We start from the raw sequence: 14933 nt of genomic DNA, 5'->3' as shown, positions 1-14933 counted from the left end.
CCACGTTTTCGCGGGTTTCTGGCCTGAAACATTGCTCCCGCTTCCGTGTTGAGTTTAGCCTCCACGAATGGCCTCCACGGTGCCGAGAGATGATAAGCATTTCGCCACGCGACGCCGTTCCGGATTTCGGTGGCCTGGCGATAAGGGTTTCCGCGATGGCGAGTACTGCTCTGAAATGGCCGTAGTGAAATCGTTATAGGTTCATGGGCGGCCGTTGGGCTTTTGGGCGGTCGCCATGGCCCGTGGTACGTTTGCAGGTCACGGCGCCTTTTGCTGGAGGTGGGCAATTCGGCGGAACGCGACAATCGACGCGATGATGAAGGCCATCAAAAGTACGACGCTGGCTACGCCCCACCATCTTTCTGCCACTTGCGACAGCTGCTCACCCAAAATAATCCCAAGTCCAACGAGAAGGCCACACCATAGCACCGCAGACAAGGCATTGAGGATTGTAAACTCCATCCATGGCATCTGGCTCAATCCGACGGGGATCGCACCAATTGTCCGCATGCCTTTGGGATAGCGATAGAGAAATATGTAGATCCTGCCATACCGCTCCATCGCCTGTTTGGTACGATCCAGATATTCACGCCAAGTCGGTTTTGTCACGAACAAGGCGCCGCCATAACGCCGCGCAACGAAGAACCGGATCTCGTCGCCTAGATATCCTCCGAGGAAGGTTGCAAGAGCCACTGATGCCAAATCCAGCGCGCCCTGCTGCACCAATACGCCAGCAAGAAGCGGGAGCGCGCCGCTTTTCAGGGCACAGTATCCAAACAGTAGCAGATAGACCAAGGATTGATTTAATTCGATCCAGATCAGAAGTTGTTGCATATTCTTGGATTGCCCTGTCAGCTTGTTTCTTTTAACTAGCGCGAATAAATGATTCGTCGATAAAGTTCGGGTGCTTCAGTCGATTTCATCTGCGCATCACCTTTTAATATCCGGTATGCGCAAGGATGGTTTCCTTGTGAGGCCCCGTTCACTCTGCCAGCATCATACTATAATTCATTTTTTTGTTCAGGCGGCAACGCTGTCACGGTTTCGCAGGCAAAAGCCGCTGATGCAGTCAACGACAGGGTCGCAGCAAGCAACAAGTGTTTCATGGGTCAAAACCTCGTCTGAAGGTCGGAAAGGATTTCGGCGGCCGAAGTGCCGTAGGTGAATTGGCGAAGCCATTCACCATCCGGACCAATCAGGAAAAGGCCGGGACTATGCGCCATGGAATAGCCGTCAAGCGATGCAGCATCGTTCTCGCGTTCATAGAAAATCTTGAAGCTGTCGGCCGCGGCTTGCGTCTCGGTCTCGGTTCCTGCCAGACCCAGGATCGCCGGATGAAAGGCTGCAGTGTAGGCCGCAAGGCCGAGCCGCCGGTCGCGTTCGGGGTCAATCGAGACGAAAAGCGGTTGAACTTTCTCGGCATCCGCCCCGAGATCATCCATAACTTGGGCCACGTCTGAAAGCGTCGTCGGGCAGACATCGGGGCAGTTCGTGAAACCGAAGAAGTCGAGAAGGAATTTCCCGCGAAACTCTGCACTCGTCCTGATACGGCCTTCCTCATCCGCAAGCGTAAAGACTGGCGTGAAAGCTGGACTGGTTTCGGCAACACCCTCGCCTTGGGTGGCCCACCTTGTTCCGGCAAGAATGATCATCGCCGCGATAGCGGCGATCCATAACCCAATTTGAAGGCGTCTAAGGCGCATCGAAATATCTGACCAATGGGTTCATTTGAGTGGTCTAGAACCTTGGGCAGCTGGCGGTTCAAGCGACATTGGTGTGAGTATTTTGACGACCGGCGATGTTTCGCCGATCAGTGCGCCCCAAGAAACCGCCCCAAGGCGATCCCGAGGAAGATACCGAAAAGACCAAATGCGATGGCGAAGCCAGCCCCATACAGCAGCCGGTCCAGTCGCTTGCCACCGCGTTGCCGCGCGAGGAGATAGCCCCAAACAAATCCGATGGCTCCAAGTAGCGGTCCGATCATGTCGATATCCTTGTCAAGAATGCCATATTTCGCAGTCGCGGTCGCAGTCTGATAATAACCCATGCCAGCAGGACCAGCGCCAGTGCGGTCCAGTCGCCAAAGCGTGCATAAGGGGTCGGCGAAAGCGGTCGTGGCAAGCGCGTGTCAATTATTGCTGGCGTTCCAAGTTCGAGCATAGCCACCGTCCGACTGTAGGCGTCGACCACAGCGGAAATTCCGGTGTTGGCGGCACGAACAAGCGGAAGGCCTTCTTCGACCGCTCGCATTCGGGGTGAAGCCAGATGTTGCGATGGTCCGATCGTGGTGCCGAACCAGGCATCGTTGGTTGCGTTGAAGATCCAGTCCGGACGGATCGCGTCATCGGCGACATTGCCGGGAAAGATTGCCTCATAGCATATCGCCACTCCAACGCAGGGGTGGGGCCCAATCGCCAGCGTGCGCGGTCCAGGGCCTGGCGCAAAATCGCCCAGAGATTGAACCAACCGCTGAAACGGCAACACACTGCGCCAGTGAACATACTCGCCAAAGGGCACGAGGTGATGCTTGGCGTAACGTGTGAGGATTGTGCCGTCTGGAGCGATGGCGAGGATGGAATTGCGGTGGACCGCCCCCGCCTGGGTTTTTTCCCGCTCCGGGCTGCCGGTGAGCAAGACACCCGTTTCGGGCAACAGCCACCCCAACGTGACCCGTGCGCCACGATCCTCTGCATGGAACCCAGGCCAGGCGGTTTCGGGCCAAACAGAAGATCGAAAGACCCGGGGCGGGCCGACAGGGAAAAAAAGCCGCAGGATGTCCGCTTTTCGCGAAGTGTTATCCCATTTGGCATTTTGTGCGATGTTGGGCTGCACGACCCGAACCTGCGTGCCACGGTCCGAAGCCGGGTCTGAGGTGGCAAGCCGCACCACTCCAAAGCCCGCAACGCTGAGCAAAATCGCGGTCGCACCAGTCAGGCGAAGCATCCGTAGATGGCGGTCAGCACGACCGAAGGCGAGAGCAGCAAGTGACGCACACAGCACGAGCAGAAATCCAAGCCCGTAACTGCCGACCACCGAAGCGGCTTGGGACGGAACGGTCCAGTCAGCCAGCGTGTAGGCTGCAAGATTCCATGGAAACCCGGTCACGACATGTCCTCGCAGCCACTCAGACGCCGCCCAGGCCGTGGCGAGCGACAACGCCGGAGGCAGGCCGGACCGCGCCACGCGCGCCGCAATGGCACATGCCAAAGCTGGAAACGCTGATAGCAGCCCGGCGAGGCCGAACACAGCAGGCAGCGCGAGCCATCCGAACCGGTCTGCCTCGACCTGAAAGCTTTCAGTGATCCAGAACAGGCCGGGCACAAACTGTCCTAAGCCGAACATATATCCAAGCCAGAACGCCCCAAGCGCCGATGCGCCACGCAGCGCCCGTGCAAGCGCCACGAAGGCAACGAGCGCGAGCGGCAAAATCGAATACGGCGGCAGGGCGAGGACAAGGCATGCACCAGCCGCTACGACAATCCCCAGTCTGGCCAGACGTCGCAGGTGCGTCCTGCCGGAAAACAGATGTCCGTCCGAAATGATCAATTCTGCCAGACCCTCCAAATTGCAGGGTGACGGCTGACTGCTCTAGCAACTAGAGGTGCAGCATTGCCTTCGGCAGATCACGGCATTGTCAGAATGGCGCAGCAGAAGGGGCTTTTTCAATAGCCGCCGTGTTGCGATGAAGACTGCGACGCGAGGCCGTAGGTCACATAGACTTGACTGGACAACAGTACCGCTTTGCCGACTGCGTACTTCACGATACGTGCTCAATCGAAGGATTTGCGCTGCTATAATTTGAAGAAAGCGAAGCCAATGTTCACACGACGCCATTTCATTGCAACCACAGCCGCGCTGTTTTCGGCACCGATTTCCGCCCCGGTGTTCGCTGCGTCGCATCTGCAAGATCAGTGGGCGGCCTGGGATGCGGAGGTTACTCCGCCGGGCTATGATGCTGCAACGACCAATCCATGGGGGTTGCACCCGCGCCTGCTGCCGACCCGTGTCGAAGCGCGAGCGGGGTTTGTAGCTGGTGATATCCATGTCGACGCGATCGCGAGGTATCTCTACCATATTCAGGCTGATGGAACGGCCATGCGCTACGGCGTCGCCATCGGCCGGGATGGTCTGTACGAGCCCGGAACTTACACGATCCGCCGCAAGGCGAAATGGCCAAGCTGGACGCCGACCCCCGCCATGATTGAGCGTGAGCCGGAAATCTATGCAAAGTATGTGGATGGGATGGCCCCCGGTCCGGCAAATGCCTTGGGATCCCGCGCGCTCTATCTCTTTGTCGGCGAGCGCGACACCTATCTGCGAATTCATGGCTCTCCGCTTCCTGGTTCAATCGGAAGCCGCGCCAGTTCGGGCTGTGTGCGCATGGTCATGCCACATATCAACGATCTGTTCGATCAGGTCGAGGCTGGCGTAACGGCGCATCTCTACCCCGCCGAAGAAGGGAATGTGGCGACGACCCTGTAACGGACACCGCTCATTTGCGCGTTTGGGGCTGCCAACGGAACTTTTTGGATCAGCCCACCGATGCTGTTTTGGCTGCAACGTCGGTGCAAATCGGCCTGCCCCTGACCGATCGCAGCGGCAACATCGTCGTCTCAACCGGTCCGACATGGCGGTACCAATAGCAGCCGTCTTCAGGTTTCAGGATCACTTCCTGCAGGTTCTGATACGGTGCCGCAATCAGGGCGACCCCTTCCGGCAGCTCCTTGAGAAACCCAGTCGTCTTGTCAGTTGCCTGATTGATCGGGACGGTGCAGGCCCCAAGTGCCAGAAACCCAATCGCAAGACAAATCGGTCGCAACTGTTTCAAAGCCACGGGCGGGGTTCGGTTTATCATCGCGAAGTCCTCGGTTGTGATCGCTGATCTGTTAATACTGCTCGGTCGCATAGAATATCCTTGTTTCATGTTCTGTCGCGTTCCTTATCCGGCATGGGCGGCTTTGGCCCAAGGCTGCGACGACTATACCTTGATCAGGGCCGCCGTGGCATACATGAACGCGAGCCCAGCAAGAAAACCGGCAAGAATAGCGGTAGCAAACAGCACGGCTTGCCGGTCAGAATTCTGGCGCATGAGGTAGGCGGTGACCTCGACCATGACCTGCAGGATCGCACCTGCTTCGACGGCCAGTGCCAATGCCGACCACTGCGGCGCATAGGCTAGGCTGCCCGCCCACATTCCCAGCACAGCCGGGCCGCCAGCCAAAAGCGTCAGGGCAGCAAAGGTCCAAAGTGGTGGCCGGACACGCAGCATCGGTGCAGCAATACCAATCGCATCCGTCACATTGTGCAGTGCAAATCCGAGGACGAGGAAGGTGCCAAGCCCCGCCGATCCGGCGGCGAACGCCCCACCGATGGCCATCAGCAACAGGAAACTCGCAAAGCCAGCCAGCCAGACCATGGCAGATCTCTGGAACAACGCGGCGGCACTGGCTGCAAGCTCCAGCGCCTCGGACGTCATATCGATGAGCAGGAAGGCCAGCAGGCCCACAGTAAGGGCGAGCAGGAAGTTCATACCCCCCCCGGCCCGACCCCGCGCATCGCCGGATAAAACATCAAGCCAAGCGCCACCGGCAGCTGACAATTGCGCCCGCAAGCGCCTGAAGGCGAAGCTGCCCCCCCCCGTGGCCTTTGGTGTTGGCACAGCCACGGCAATTTTATGCTAGAATGCGGTCCCGGTGTTGGACAGCATATTCACAAGATGCGCTTCACCTAGAACCCAAGGATAGCTAGGCGATGAGCAACGGCATTCGCATAGAACGATCATATGCCCCCAATGCTACAACCCCGGTTAGTCAAAATAACGTGACCGGACGCCATTTCCTGCGTGGATATGAAAAGCCGCACAGGCTGAGCTGACCCGGTCATCGTTCAGGTCACGCTGCCGGATAGCTTGTAAAAACTTCCAGGCTGCCATCCCGGCCAACCAGCAGGACGTCATAGGCGTCCCGACTGTCTTCTGATCCCATGCCGGGGGAGCCGTAAGGCATGCCGGGTACGGCAAGACCAACTGCATCAGGACGCTCGTCGAGCAACCTTCGGATGTCCGCAGCCGGGACATGGCCTTCGAGGGCATAGCCGTCAACGGTCCCCGTGTGGCAGGAAAATGCCTTTGCTGGAATGCCCTGGTCCATCTTGAAGCGGATCAGCAGCGTTCCCATCGACACCTCATCCGTAACCGTGAAGCCTTGCTCCCGCAAGTAATCCACCCATGCCTCGCAGCACTCGCAACCGCGCCCTTTCACGACATGGATCGGTGGTTCTTCCTCTGCCCTGGCGGCAGGGGCCAGGGCGAAGGCTGCTGATGCAAGCATGAGTTCACGGCGACCGATAAAACACCTTTTCATCCACGTTCCCCGTCAGTTGTTGGCATGAAGCCGGTTTCGCTGCGCCAGGTGGCGAGTGCATCAAGGTCCGCAGCGGTAGCAATCTCCTGCTCCGGCAAGGCGTCCTGGTCTTTAGGATCGACCGGTCTGCCGTCGACACGGACTTCGTAGTGAAGGTTGGGGCCGCTCACGAGCCCTGTCGCGCCGACCGCGCCAATCTCGTCTCCCGCCTTGACCCGCGACCCCACGCGAACGTCTTCGGCAATTTCAGACAGATGTGCATATCGCGTGACCACCCCACCGCCGTGATCGATGTCGATCGTGGTGCCGTAGCCACGGATCGTACCCGCAAAGGTCACCCGCCCGGCGCCGGTCGCCGAGACTTCGGTTCCCACGGGTGCCGCGTAATCAATCCCGGTATGCATGCGAACCCCACCCAACACGGGATGGTTCCGGCGCCCAAAGACGGACGACAGTCGTGCGCCAAGGATGGGTGCCGCTGAACGCTGCACGGCTTCGCCATCTTCAAAGACGATGACCGGGCCGGCAGCTTCGGTCGCGACGAGTTCGAGGACGCGATCAGTAAGCTCCAGCCGAGCGTAACTCAGGCGCGGCTCTCCCGCGATGCTGCCATCGGGAAGCTGATCTTCCTGCCAGACCAGCGCGAAGGTCTCTCCACCTTTGAGGTCGCGCCTGAAATCGACCTGGCCTGCAAGAAGTGCCGTAAGGTCAACCGCAAAGCGTTCCGGTGCATTTCGCGCCATCAAGGCGTCGTAAAGGGTTCCGTCGAGGGTCAAGGTCTCCCGCCGGTCTGTCTCACGAATCGGTGGGTCAAGCCGTCGTGCCGCGATCGGCCCGTCGAAGGTGAGAGCGATCTCCACACCATCTTCCACGAAGAGCGACAGGCGTGTCAGCGATGCTGGATCCCCGGACGCCGCAGTCCATTCGATTCGGTGACCAGGTCGCAGGTCGGTCAGGTCATAGACTCCCGAAAGAGCCAGTGCGGCTTCTGCCCGGATCGTCGCGGGGATTCCTGAGTGACCAAGGACACTGTCCAAAGTGTCACCGGGTTCGATTGTGGCTTCGAATGCCATGGGCAAATGCGCCGTCGGAGGATCGGCCACTGCTTGGAGCGGGGCGAATGACGCGAGAGCAAGGATCAGAAATGCGGAGCGGATCATCTGGCAGAATGACCTTTCAACTGAGGGTTCGGCGGATTTTGGGAACGGCGAAGCGCCGGTCCTCGTGAAAGTCGATGATGCTGGCGAAGCGCCCATCGGCGTGGAACAGGAACACACCGGCGGTATGGTCCATCGTGTAGTCACCGGCGTCCTTGGCGACGCGGCGATAGGTTGCGCGAAAATCTGCGGCGGCCTGCGCGACCTCGTCAGCAGATCCCGTCAGCCCCATGATGCGTGGATCGAAATTGCCGACGTAGTCGGAAAGGACGTCTGGCGTGTCCCGCTCCGGATCGACCGAAATCAACGCGACAATCATTCGATCGGCGTCAGCACCTATTTCTTCGAGCCAGAGAGATATGTCGCTTAGTGTGGTTGGACAGACGTCCGGGCACCACGTGAAGCCAAAGAACACCATGACCGGGCGACCGGCCCACTCGGCGGGTCTGACGGATCGGCCACGGTGATCGGTCAATGTCCAGGACATCTCGCCGATTGGCAAGGGAAGGAGCTCGCTGCGGGTTGGCTGCTTGCGCGTGCGATAGGCCCCGACGCCCAGCATGAAGGCGACGGCTCCGACTGCCCCTCCAGCACCGAGGATTATTGCCCTGCGTCGGCGCAATCCGGACCCTCCGCACGCAAGGACAGGACGTCGACATTCACGGTAACCTCACCGGCCTTTTCGAAGGACAGGGTAACCGGGAAGCTGTCGCCCTCCTTGAGGGCGGTGGTCAGCCCCATCAGCATGCCATGGTATCCACCAGGCGAAAGCTGCACGTTCTGGCCGGCCGGTATGGGGATCGACATCGCATGCGGCATTGATGCGATGCCATCCTGAACCACAGTCTCGTGCAACATCGGCATACCAGCCGCGGGCGTCGCGATGCCAACCAGCGCGTCGTCGGTCGATCCGGTGTTCTTCATCTCCACATAGAAGACGCCGGGACGCCCCGCGCCGATCGTTGCCTTGGACCAGGCGTGTTCAATGGTCAGATCACCGATGGTTACAGTCTCGCAGGCCATGGCGGCAGGCGCGGTCAGGATCAGAGCTGCGGCAAGAAGGAAGTGTTTCATGGGTCAGAATCTCGATTGAAGGTCGGAAAGGATGTCGGCCGCAGGTGTGCCGTAGGTGAATTGACGCAGCCACTCGCCATCCGGGCCGATCAAGTAGAGGCCCGAGGTATGCGCCATAGTGTAGCCATCCGGCGACGAGGTGTCGGCCTCCCGCTCGTAGAAAATCTTGAAACTTGCGGCCGCAGACTGTGTTTCCGCCTCGCTTCCGGCCAGACCGAGGATCGCTGGATGAAAGGCCTTGGTGTAGTCGGCCAGCCCCAGACGCCTGTCCCGTTCAGGATCGATCGAAATGAAAATCGGCTGCACCGATCCCGCGTCAGATCCAAGATCATCCATGACCTGCGCGACTTCGGCGAGCGTCGTCGGACAGACATCCGGGCAGCTTGTAAAGCCGAAGAACACCAACAGGAACTTTCCGCGGAATTCGGCAGTCGTGCGGATGCTGCCTTCGCTGTCCGCAAGCGCGAAGGCAGGACTGAAGGCTGAAGCTGCTGCGGCGCTCTCGTCCGTTGCGGGCCACCACCGCATCGCCGAGAACGCGACGACCGCCGCAGTCGCGGCGATCCAAAGGATGATCTGAAGAGAACGAAGACGCATGAACAGCCCAGACAATGAGAACAGAGTGCCGTCTAGAACCTCGAGTAACTAGAGGTTCAACCGACAAAGAGGTGAGGATTTCAGGATCGGCAAGGTTTCGCCGATCAGGCCGCCCCAAGAAACCTGGCGAGGGCGATGCCAAGGAGGGTGCCGAACAGCCCGAAAGCGATGGCGAAGCCTGCGGCATACTGCAAGCGGTCAAGTGGCTTGCCGCCGCGCTGTCGGGCGACATAGTAGCCACACAGGAATCCGACGATCCCAAAAATCGGTCCGATCATGTACGTTGTCCTTTCAGGATAGTCTTTTTCCGCCAACCCCAGAAGGCGAACCCCCCCCAAGAGACAAGTATAAGAAGAAGCACGGACCAGTCGCCGAGACGGGCGTAGGGGGTCGGTGGTAGGCGCCTCGGCAAGCGCATGTCGATTACGCCAGAAGTCTCGATGTCCAGCATCGCCAGTGTCTCGCCGTAGGCATCGACCACTGCCGAGATTCCCGTATTCGCGGCTCGCACGAGTGGAAGCCCCTCTTCGATGGCCCGCATCCGGGCTGAAGCCAGATGTTGCTTTGGACCAATGGAAGCACCGAACCAAGCGTCGTTGGTTGCATTGAATATCCAGTCCGGTCGGATGGCATCATCGACAACATGCCCGGGAAAGATGATCTCGTAGCAGATCGCGATGCCAGGGTAAGGATGAGGGCCGAATGCGATGGTGCGGGGCCCCGGACCGGGCGAAAAATCCCCGAGAGATTCGACGAGACGCTGGAATGGCAAAACACTCCGCCATGGAACGTATTCACCGAAGGGGACAAGGTGATGTTTGGCATAGCGCGTCAGGACAGAGCCGTCAGGCGCGACGGCGAGCACAGAGTTTCGGTACGCCGTTCCGGTGGCTGTTACTTCCCGCTCGGGACTGCCCGCCAGCAAGACCGTGGTATCCGGCAAAAGCCAGCCAAGTATGACGCGGGCCCCTGTGTCTTCTGCAAGAAACCCCGGCCAAGCTGTTTCGGGCCAAAGCAGGATATCGTAGTCGCCCGGGCGCGCAGAAAGAGCCAGAAGCTGCAGGATGTTGGCTTTCCGGGATCCTTCATCCCACTTGGCGTTTTGCGCGATGTTCGGTTGCACGACGCGGATTTGAGCGCCGCGCTCCGACGGGGGATCTGACAAGGTCAGGCGCGCAAGACCGAAACCAGCGACGGTGACCGCAATCGCAGCGGCGCTGGCGAAACGGACGACCTGCAATCTGCGGTCGGGCGTACGGAAAGCCAGCCCTGTCAGAGCTGAACAAAGCACCAAGAGGAACCCCAGCCCATAGCTGCCGACCAGGGAGGCCACCTGCGCGAAAGGCAACCAGTCGGCCAGCGTGTAGGCAGCAAGGTTCCAAGGAAATCCCGTCAGAACATGCCCCCGCAGCCATTCAAGGCCGGTCCAGCCTGTCGCAAGCGAAAGCGAGAGCGGCAATCCGGCGCGCGCCATACGGGCGGCAAGGGCGCAGGCAAGAGCCGGAAACACTGCCAGCAGAGCTGCAAGGCCGAACACGGCTGGCAAAGCCAACCATCCAAACCGATCCGCCTCGACCTGAAAACTTTCGGTGATCCAGAAAAGCCCGGGCACGAATTGGCCCAAGCCAAACAGATATCCCAGTCGAAACGCGATAGGCCATGACGCGCCACGCAACATAATTGCCAGCACTGCGAAGGCGATCAGCGCAAAGGGCAGGATCGAATATGGCGGCAAGGCTAGGACAAGTGCGGCGCCAACGGCCAGCGCCATGCCCAAACCAGGCAGACCTTGAAGCAGCTTACCGCCGGAAAAGGGATGAGCATCTGAAGTGATCAATCCTGCGAAAGCCCCCGTCTTGAGGGGTGAGGGTTAATTGCTCTAGCTACTAGAGGTGCAACGCTTTGGTTGACAGATCACGGCATTGTCAGAGTGTCGAGAAATGTTGGGCGACTTCCATGGGGCGATCTGAAGCCACGCAAGATGAACGGCGTCGTGCTTGTAGAGCTTCCGGCTCAAACCATGCGCCGCTAACGGTTCTTTGATTTGTCCCGCTGGCAAGAGATCGTTACTCACCATTCCGAAACCTAGATGAAGGAGTGATGCATGGCCGATGATCGGATCGGGCGACGGGCTTTGATGGGCGGAGCAGTCGGGATGGCATCTCTTGCGGCCCTACCAGCCTTGGCACAGGACGGCACGACTGAGTTTCAGGCTCCTGTATCCGGCAGCGTGCGGAACAACGTGTCCAGCTTCCGGATGCCTCAGTGGCGGGACTATTTTGAGAATACTAAGGGTGGTGCGATTCTGGCGGACACCAAGTCACGCGCACTGCATTATTGGTCAGAGGATCAGTCGATCTACCTCCTTTACCCCACGTCTGTCCCTCTGTCCGAGGAACTGACGCGGCTCGGGCGGACCGAAATTGTCCGCAAAGCCGTGAACCCACCGTGGCGTCCGACGGCATCCATGCTCGAGCGCAACCCGGACTGGCCAAAGATGGTCGAAGGCGGATCCAAGGACAACCCGCTTGGTGTCCGCGGAATGTATCTGTCATGGCCTGCCTATTTGATCCACGGCACCCATGATACCCGGAAGATCGGTCGCAGATCATCGAACGGGTGCATCGGCCTCTACAACGAGCATGTCATTGAACTGTACGATTTGGCACAGGTCGGCACTCAGGTACTGCTGATCTGACGACCAAGAGGAAGGCTGTCGCACCTTATAGCGAGGGTTTGTGTAGCAATTGGCTGACCGTGGTTTGCTCCAGTTTGACGCTCTCTTTGCTTGAAGGTTTTTTTCTGCGGCCTGTGGTTGCAAATGCGGCGAGTTGACGTAACGTAATTGTGAAAACCCGTCCGCGTTCAGGCAATGGGACGGCGATGCAGAAAGCACAGAACTTTCCATTTTTTTTCACGAAGCGCTCGACGAGCCATGTTGGCGAGGACGATTTCCCGCGACCAGCGCAACTTTGACTCCCAAGCCACGAAAAAGAGAACTCGCTTGCAGCTCAAGTTGCTAGAGGTGTTAGCGAACTCTCAAGCTGACGTCATCGAATGGCGGGAGATAGCATATAATTCAATCTGTCGAAAGTGAGCAGGGCGCATGTTCGAAATTTCTGGCGTCGGGGTCCTCGTGGCCTTTTTGGGAGGGGCTCTGTCATTCTTATCTCCGTGCGTACTGCCGCTCGCTCCTGGCTATGTTTCCTACATAGCAGGGCAACCGGGGCCAAGTTCGCGCGAAAAAGCACAGATGAGAACTCGCCTGCATAGCCTGCTCTTGAGCCTGTACTTCGTCATGGGTTTTTCGACCGTATTTATCTCATTGGGTGCAGGTGCCAGCCTTCTCGGTGGCTTGCTTTTGCAATGGAAGTACGAGCTCGGTATTGTCGGGGGTGCGCTAATCATAGTGTTTGGATTGGTCATGACCGGGCTTATACGGCCGGGCATCCTGCTCCGTGACACGCGATTCACATTTGATGCAAAAGGTGGAAATCCTCTCGGGGCCTATTTGCTTGGACTGGCTTTTGCTTTCGGCTGGACGCCTTGCATTGGGCCGGTTCTGGGGTCGATCTTGACGGTGAGTGCTGCCTCGGGCGCAGATGGAATAGCTCTTTTGACTGTGTATTCTGCCGGTCTCGGCGTCCCGTTCCTATTGCTCGCAGCTTTCACGAATGAACTGACTGAACGAATAAGGCGTCTTGGTCGTGCAAGTCTCTGGCTTCATCGGGTAGCGGGCGTTGTCATGATCGCCATGGGCTTCGCCGTAATGACCGGGCAAATTACGGGTATTGCCTTCTGGCTGCTGGAAACCTTCCCTGTTTTGGGAACGATCGGCTGAGGGTCAGCCCAAGAGTACTGTCGACAGCAGGTTCACGTTCAGCACGATGATCAGGGCCGCAATCAGCCAACAGAGGCCGGTCAGCCAGCGGGGCGCTACGAGTTCGCCCATCTTGGCGCGGCTGGCGGTGAACATCACCAAGGGAACGATGGCGAAGGGAAGCTGGAATGACAGCACCACCTGGCTCAGGATCAAAAGCTCCCCCACACCACCGCTGCCGTAGAGCAGGATCACGAAGATCGCCGGGATGATGGCAAGGCCCCGTGTGATCAGGCGCCGCGCCCAAGGCGCGATGCGCAGGTTGATGAAACCTTCCATCACGATCTGCCCGGCCATGGTAGCGGTTACAGTGGAGTTCAGCCCCGCGCACAAGAGCGCCACGCCGAACAGGACCGGCGCGAGCGACGAACCGAGCAAGGGCTCCAGCAACAGATGCGCCTTGTCAATTTCGGCTACGTCGTTTTGCCCCACCGTGTAGAAGGCAGCAGCGGCCAGGATCAGGATCGATGCATTGATCGTCAGCGCGAACATCAGTGCGATGGTGCTGTCCCAAGTCGCCAACCTCAGCGCCTCGCGTTTGGACGGAAGATCAAGCCCGAAGGCGCGAGTCTGCACGATGCCCGAATGCAGGTATAGGTTATGCGGCATGACCGTCGCCCCGATAATGCCAAGCGCCAGGTAAAGCATCGTCGGGTTGTTGAAAATCTCGCGGCTTGGGGCAAAGCCTGCGATGACCTCGCCCCAGACCGGATCGGCCTGCGCGATCAGCACGACAAAGCAGGCGGCGATCAGCGCCGTGAGCGAGATGATCAACGCCTCGATCCAGCGGAACCCCTTGTTCTGCAGCCACAATATCAGGAACACGTCGGCGGCGGTGATGAAGATGCCAATCTCCAGCGGAATGCCGAACAAGAGGTTCAGGCCGATCGCGGTGCCGATCACCTCGGCCAGGTCCGTGGCGATGATGGCGAGCTCTGCGAAGATCCAGAGCGGGACTGACATCCATTTCGGGAAGGCATCGCGGCAGGCCTGTGCCAGATCGCGGCCCGAGGCGACCGCAAGCCTGGCACACAGCGATTGCAGCAGGATCGCCATGATGTTCGATAGCAGTGCGACGAACAGCAACGTGTAGCCAAAAGCCGCCCCACCCGCCAGCGAGGTCGCCCAGTTGCCGGGGTCCATATAGCCCACTGCCACCAGATAGCCGGGACCAATGAAGGCGAGGAACCGGCGGAACCGGCTGGTGCCACCGTTCCCAACCGCGATGGTGCGGAAAACTTCGGAAAGCGACGGCGTTTCGCTTTCTTGCCGCCAGGCATTGGTCGTCATGACTCTTGGCACTCCGGGCTTGACCACGCCAAACAAGACGCGGCGCATAAAGTTAGACACTGCTAACATTCTGCCCCACGCCTTTACTTGTCAATCCATCCCGTGCGACACTGAACGGATGACAGAGCTCGATCCTGAAACCCAAGCCACCTCGGATGACCGGCCTGCGGATCTGCGCGCCGGGGCGTTTCAAGGTGTCCGCGAAGCCCGGCGCAATGAACTGGCCGAGGACTATGTCGAGCTGATCGCCGAACTGATCCACGATCAGGGCGAGGCGCGCCCGGTGGACATCGCCGCCCGGCTTGGCGTGAAGGTGCCGACCGTGAGCAAGACTCTCGACCGTCTCGCGCGCGAGGGGCTGATCACCCGCGCGAAGTATCGGTCGGTCTTTCTGACAGAGGCGGGCCGCGCACTGGCCAAAGAATGCCGGCGGCGGCACGAGATCGTCTTGCGCTTTCTCATCAGCCTCGGCCTTGACACCGAGACAGCGGAACGCGATGCCGAAGGCATCGAGCACCATGTCAGCGAACGGACACTGGCCCTGTTTTCTTCCTTCGCCAACCGGCCCTGAGC

At 59.2% G+C, this 14933-nt stretch carries 18 protein-coding genes; 4 read left to right on the top strand and 14 right to left on the bottom strand.

Annotated features, from left to right (window positions below; translation table 11 throughout):
• Positions 1–258: 258 nt before the first annotated feature.
• From Q7J44_RS21670 to lnt (Q7J44_RS21655), 4 genes are all read right to left on the bottom strand, one after another.
• Positions 259–834 carry a DedA family protein gene (locus Q7J44_RS21670; protein WP_304883159.1) on the bottom strand — a complete coding sequence of 192 codons (576 nt, stop codon included), beginning with the start codon at positions 832–834 and terminating at the stop codon, positions 259–261.
• A gap of 275 nt (positions 835–1109) precedes the next feature.
• Positions 1110–1703, bottom strand: a complete 594-nt coding sequence (locus Q7J44_RS21665) for an SCO family protein (RefSeq protein ID WP_304883158.1) — start codon at positions 1701–1703, stop codon at positions 1110–1112.
• A gap of 107 nt (positions 1704–1810) precedes the next feature.
• Positions 1811–1984 carry a hypothetical protein gene (locus Q7J44_RS21660; protein ID WP_304883157.1) on the bottom strand — a complete coding sequence of 58 codons (174 nt, stop codon included), beginning with the start codon at positions 1982–1984 and terminating at the stop codon, positions 1811–1813.
• A complete protein-coding gene (gene lnt, locus Q7J44_RS21655; RefSeq protein WP_304883156.1) occupies positions 1981–3546 on the bottom strand; it encodes an apolipoprotein N-acyltransferase in 1566 nt (521 codons plus the stop codon). Before lnt (Q7J44_RS21655) ends, Q7J44_RS21660 begins: the two co-directional genes overlap by 4 nt.
• Positions 3547–3816: 270 nt before the next feature.
• Here lnt (Q7J44_RS21655) and Q7J44_RS21650 point away from each other — a divergent pair, with 270 nt between their 5' ends.
• Complete coding sequence (locus Q7J44_RS21650) at positions 3817–4482, top strand: L,D-transpeptidase (RefSeq protein ID WP_304883212.1); 666 nt, start codon at positions 3817–3819, stop codon at positions 4480–4482.
• A gap of 49 nt (positions 4483–4531) precedes the next feature.
• Here the strand turns inward: Q7J44_RS21650 and Q7J44_RS21645 are convergent, their stop codons facing one another.
• From Q7J44_RS21645 to lnt (Q7J44_RS21605), 9 genes are all read right to left on the bottom strand, one after another.
• The gene (locus tag Q7J44_RS21645) at positions 4532–4924 is read right to left on the bottom strand and encodes a hypothetical protein (protein WP_370693058.1); all 393 of its coding nucleotides are present in this window, start codon (positions 4922–4924) and stop codon (positions 4532–4534) included.
• 54 nt (positions 4925–4978) lie between these two features.
• Entirely contained in the window at positions 4979–5530 is a 552-nt protein-coding gene (locus Q7J44_RS21640) for a hypothetical protein (protein WP_304883155.1), read from the bottom strand.
• A 361-nt stretch (positions 5531–5891) separates the two neighbouring features.
• On the bottom strand, positions 5892–6362 hold the full coding sequence (locus tag Q7J44_RS21635) for a DUF411 domain-containing protein (RefSeq protein WP_304883154.1): 471 nt from the start codon (positions 6360–6362) through the stop codon (positions 5892–5894).
• A complete protein-coding gene (locus Q7J44_RS21630; RefSeq protein WP_304883153.1) occupies positions 6359–7435 on the bottom strand; it encodes a M23 family metallopeptidase in 1077 nt (358 codons plus the stop codon). The genes Q7J44_RS21635 and Q7J44_RS21630 overlap by 4 nt, the downstream gene beginning before the upstream one ends.
• A 103-nt stretch (positions 7436–7538) precedes the next feature.
• Positions 7539–8081 (bottom strand): SCO family protein, encoded by a 543-nt coding sequence (locus Q7J44_RS21625; RefSeq protein ID WP_304883152.1) that lies wholly within the window; start codon positions 8079–8081, stop codon positions 7539–7541.
• A 38-nt stretch (positions 8082–8119) separates the two neighbouring features.
• On the bottom strand, positions 8120–8593 hold the full coding sequence (locus Q7J44_RS21620) for a copper chaperone PCu(A)C (protein WP_304883151.1): 474 nt from the start codon (positions 8591–8593) through the stop codon (positions 8120–8122).
• A 3-nt stretch (positions 8594–8596) separates the two neighbouring features.
• Positions 8597–9190 carry an SCO family protein gene (locus tag Q7J44_RS21615; protein ID WP_304883150.1) on the bottom strand — a complete coding sequence of 198 codons (594 nt, stop codon included), beginning with the start codon at positions 9188–9190 and terminating at the stop codon, positions 8597–8599.
• A gap of 104 nt (positions 9191–9294) precedes the next feature.
• On the bottom strand, positions 9295–9468 hold the full coding sequence (locus tag Q7J44_RS21610; protein WP_304883149.1) for a hypothetical protein: 174 nt from the start codon (positions 9466–9468) through the stop codon (positions 9295–9297).
• Positions 9465–11027 carry an apolipoprotein N-acyltransferase gene (gene lnt / locus Q7J44_RS21605; protein ID WP_304883148.1) on the bottom strand — a complete coding sequence of 521 codons (1563 nt, stop codon included), beginning with the start codon at positions 11025–11027 and terminating at the stop codon, positions 9465–9467. Before lnt (Q7J44_RS21605) ends, Q7J44_RS21610 begins: the two co-directional genes overlap by 4 nt.
• Before the next feature lie 267 nt (positions 11028–11294).
• Here lnt (Q7J44_RS21605) and Q7J44_RS21600 point away from each other — a divergent pair, with 267 nt between their 5' ends.
• Complete coding sequence (locus Q7J44_RS21600) at positions 11295–11888, top strand: L,D-transpeptidase (RefSeq protein WP_304883147.1); 594 nt, start codon at positions 11295–11297, stop codon at positions 11886–11888.
• A gap of 408 nt (positions 11889–12296) precedes the next feature.
• Positions 12297–13031, top strand: a complete 735-nt coding sequence (locus tag Q7J44_RS21595) for a cytochrome c biogenesis CcdA family protein (protein WP_304883146.1) — start codon at positions 12297–12299, stop codon at positions 13029–13031.
• 3 nt (positions 13032–13034) lie between these two features.
• On the opposite strand, the gene Q7J44_RS21590 is transcribed toward Q7J44_RS21595, so the two are convergent.
• Entirely contained in the window at positions 13035–14360 is a 1326-nt protein-coding gene (locus Q7J44_RS21590) for an Nramp family divalent metal transporter (RefSeq protein WP_304883145.1), read from the bottom strand.
• A gap of 118 nt (positions 14361–14478) precedes the next feature.
• Here Q7J44_RS21590 and mntR point away from each other — a divergent pair, with 118 nt between their 5' ends.
• Complete coding sequence (gene mntR / locus Q7J44_RS21585; RefSeq protein ID WP_304883144.1) at positions 14479–14931, top strand: manganese-binding transcriptional regulator MntR; 453 nt, start codon at positions 14479–14481, stop codon at positions 14929–14931.
• Positions 14932–14933: the final 2 nt, after the last annotated feature.

Origin of the sequence: Pseudotabrizicola sp., from assembly GCF_030656345.1 — a bacterium.
In the GTDB taxonomy this organism is placed as follows: domain Bacteria; phylum Pseudomonadota; class Alphaproteobacteria; order Rhodobacterales; family Rhodobacteraceae; genus Pseudotabrizicola.
The sequence above is the reverse complement of the archived record's forward strand: the minus strand, read 5'-3'. Positions and strand labels throughout refer to the sequence as shown.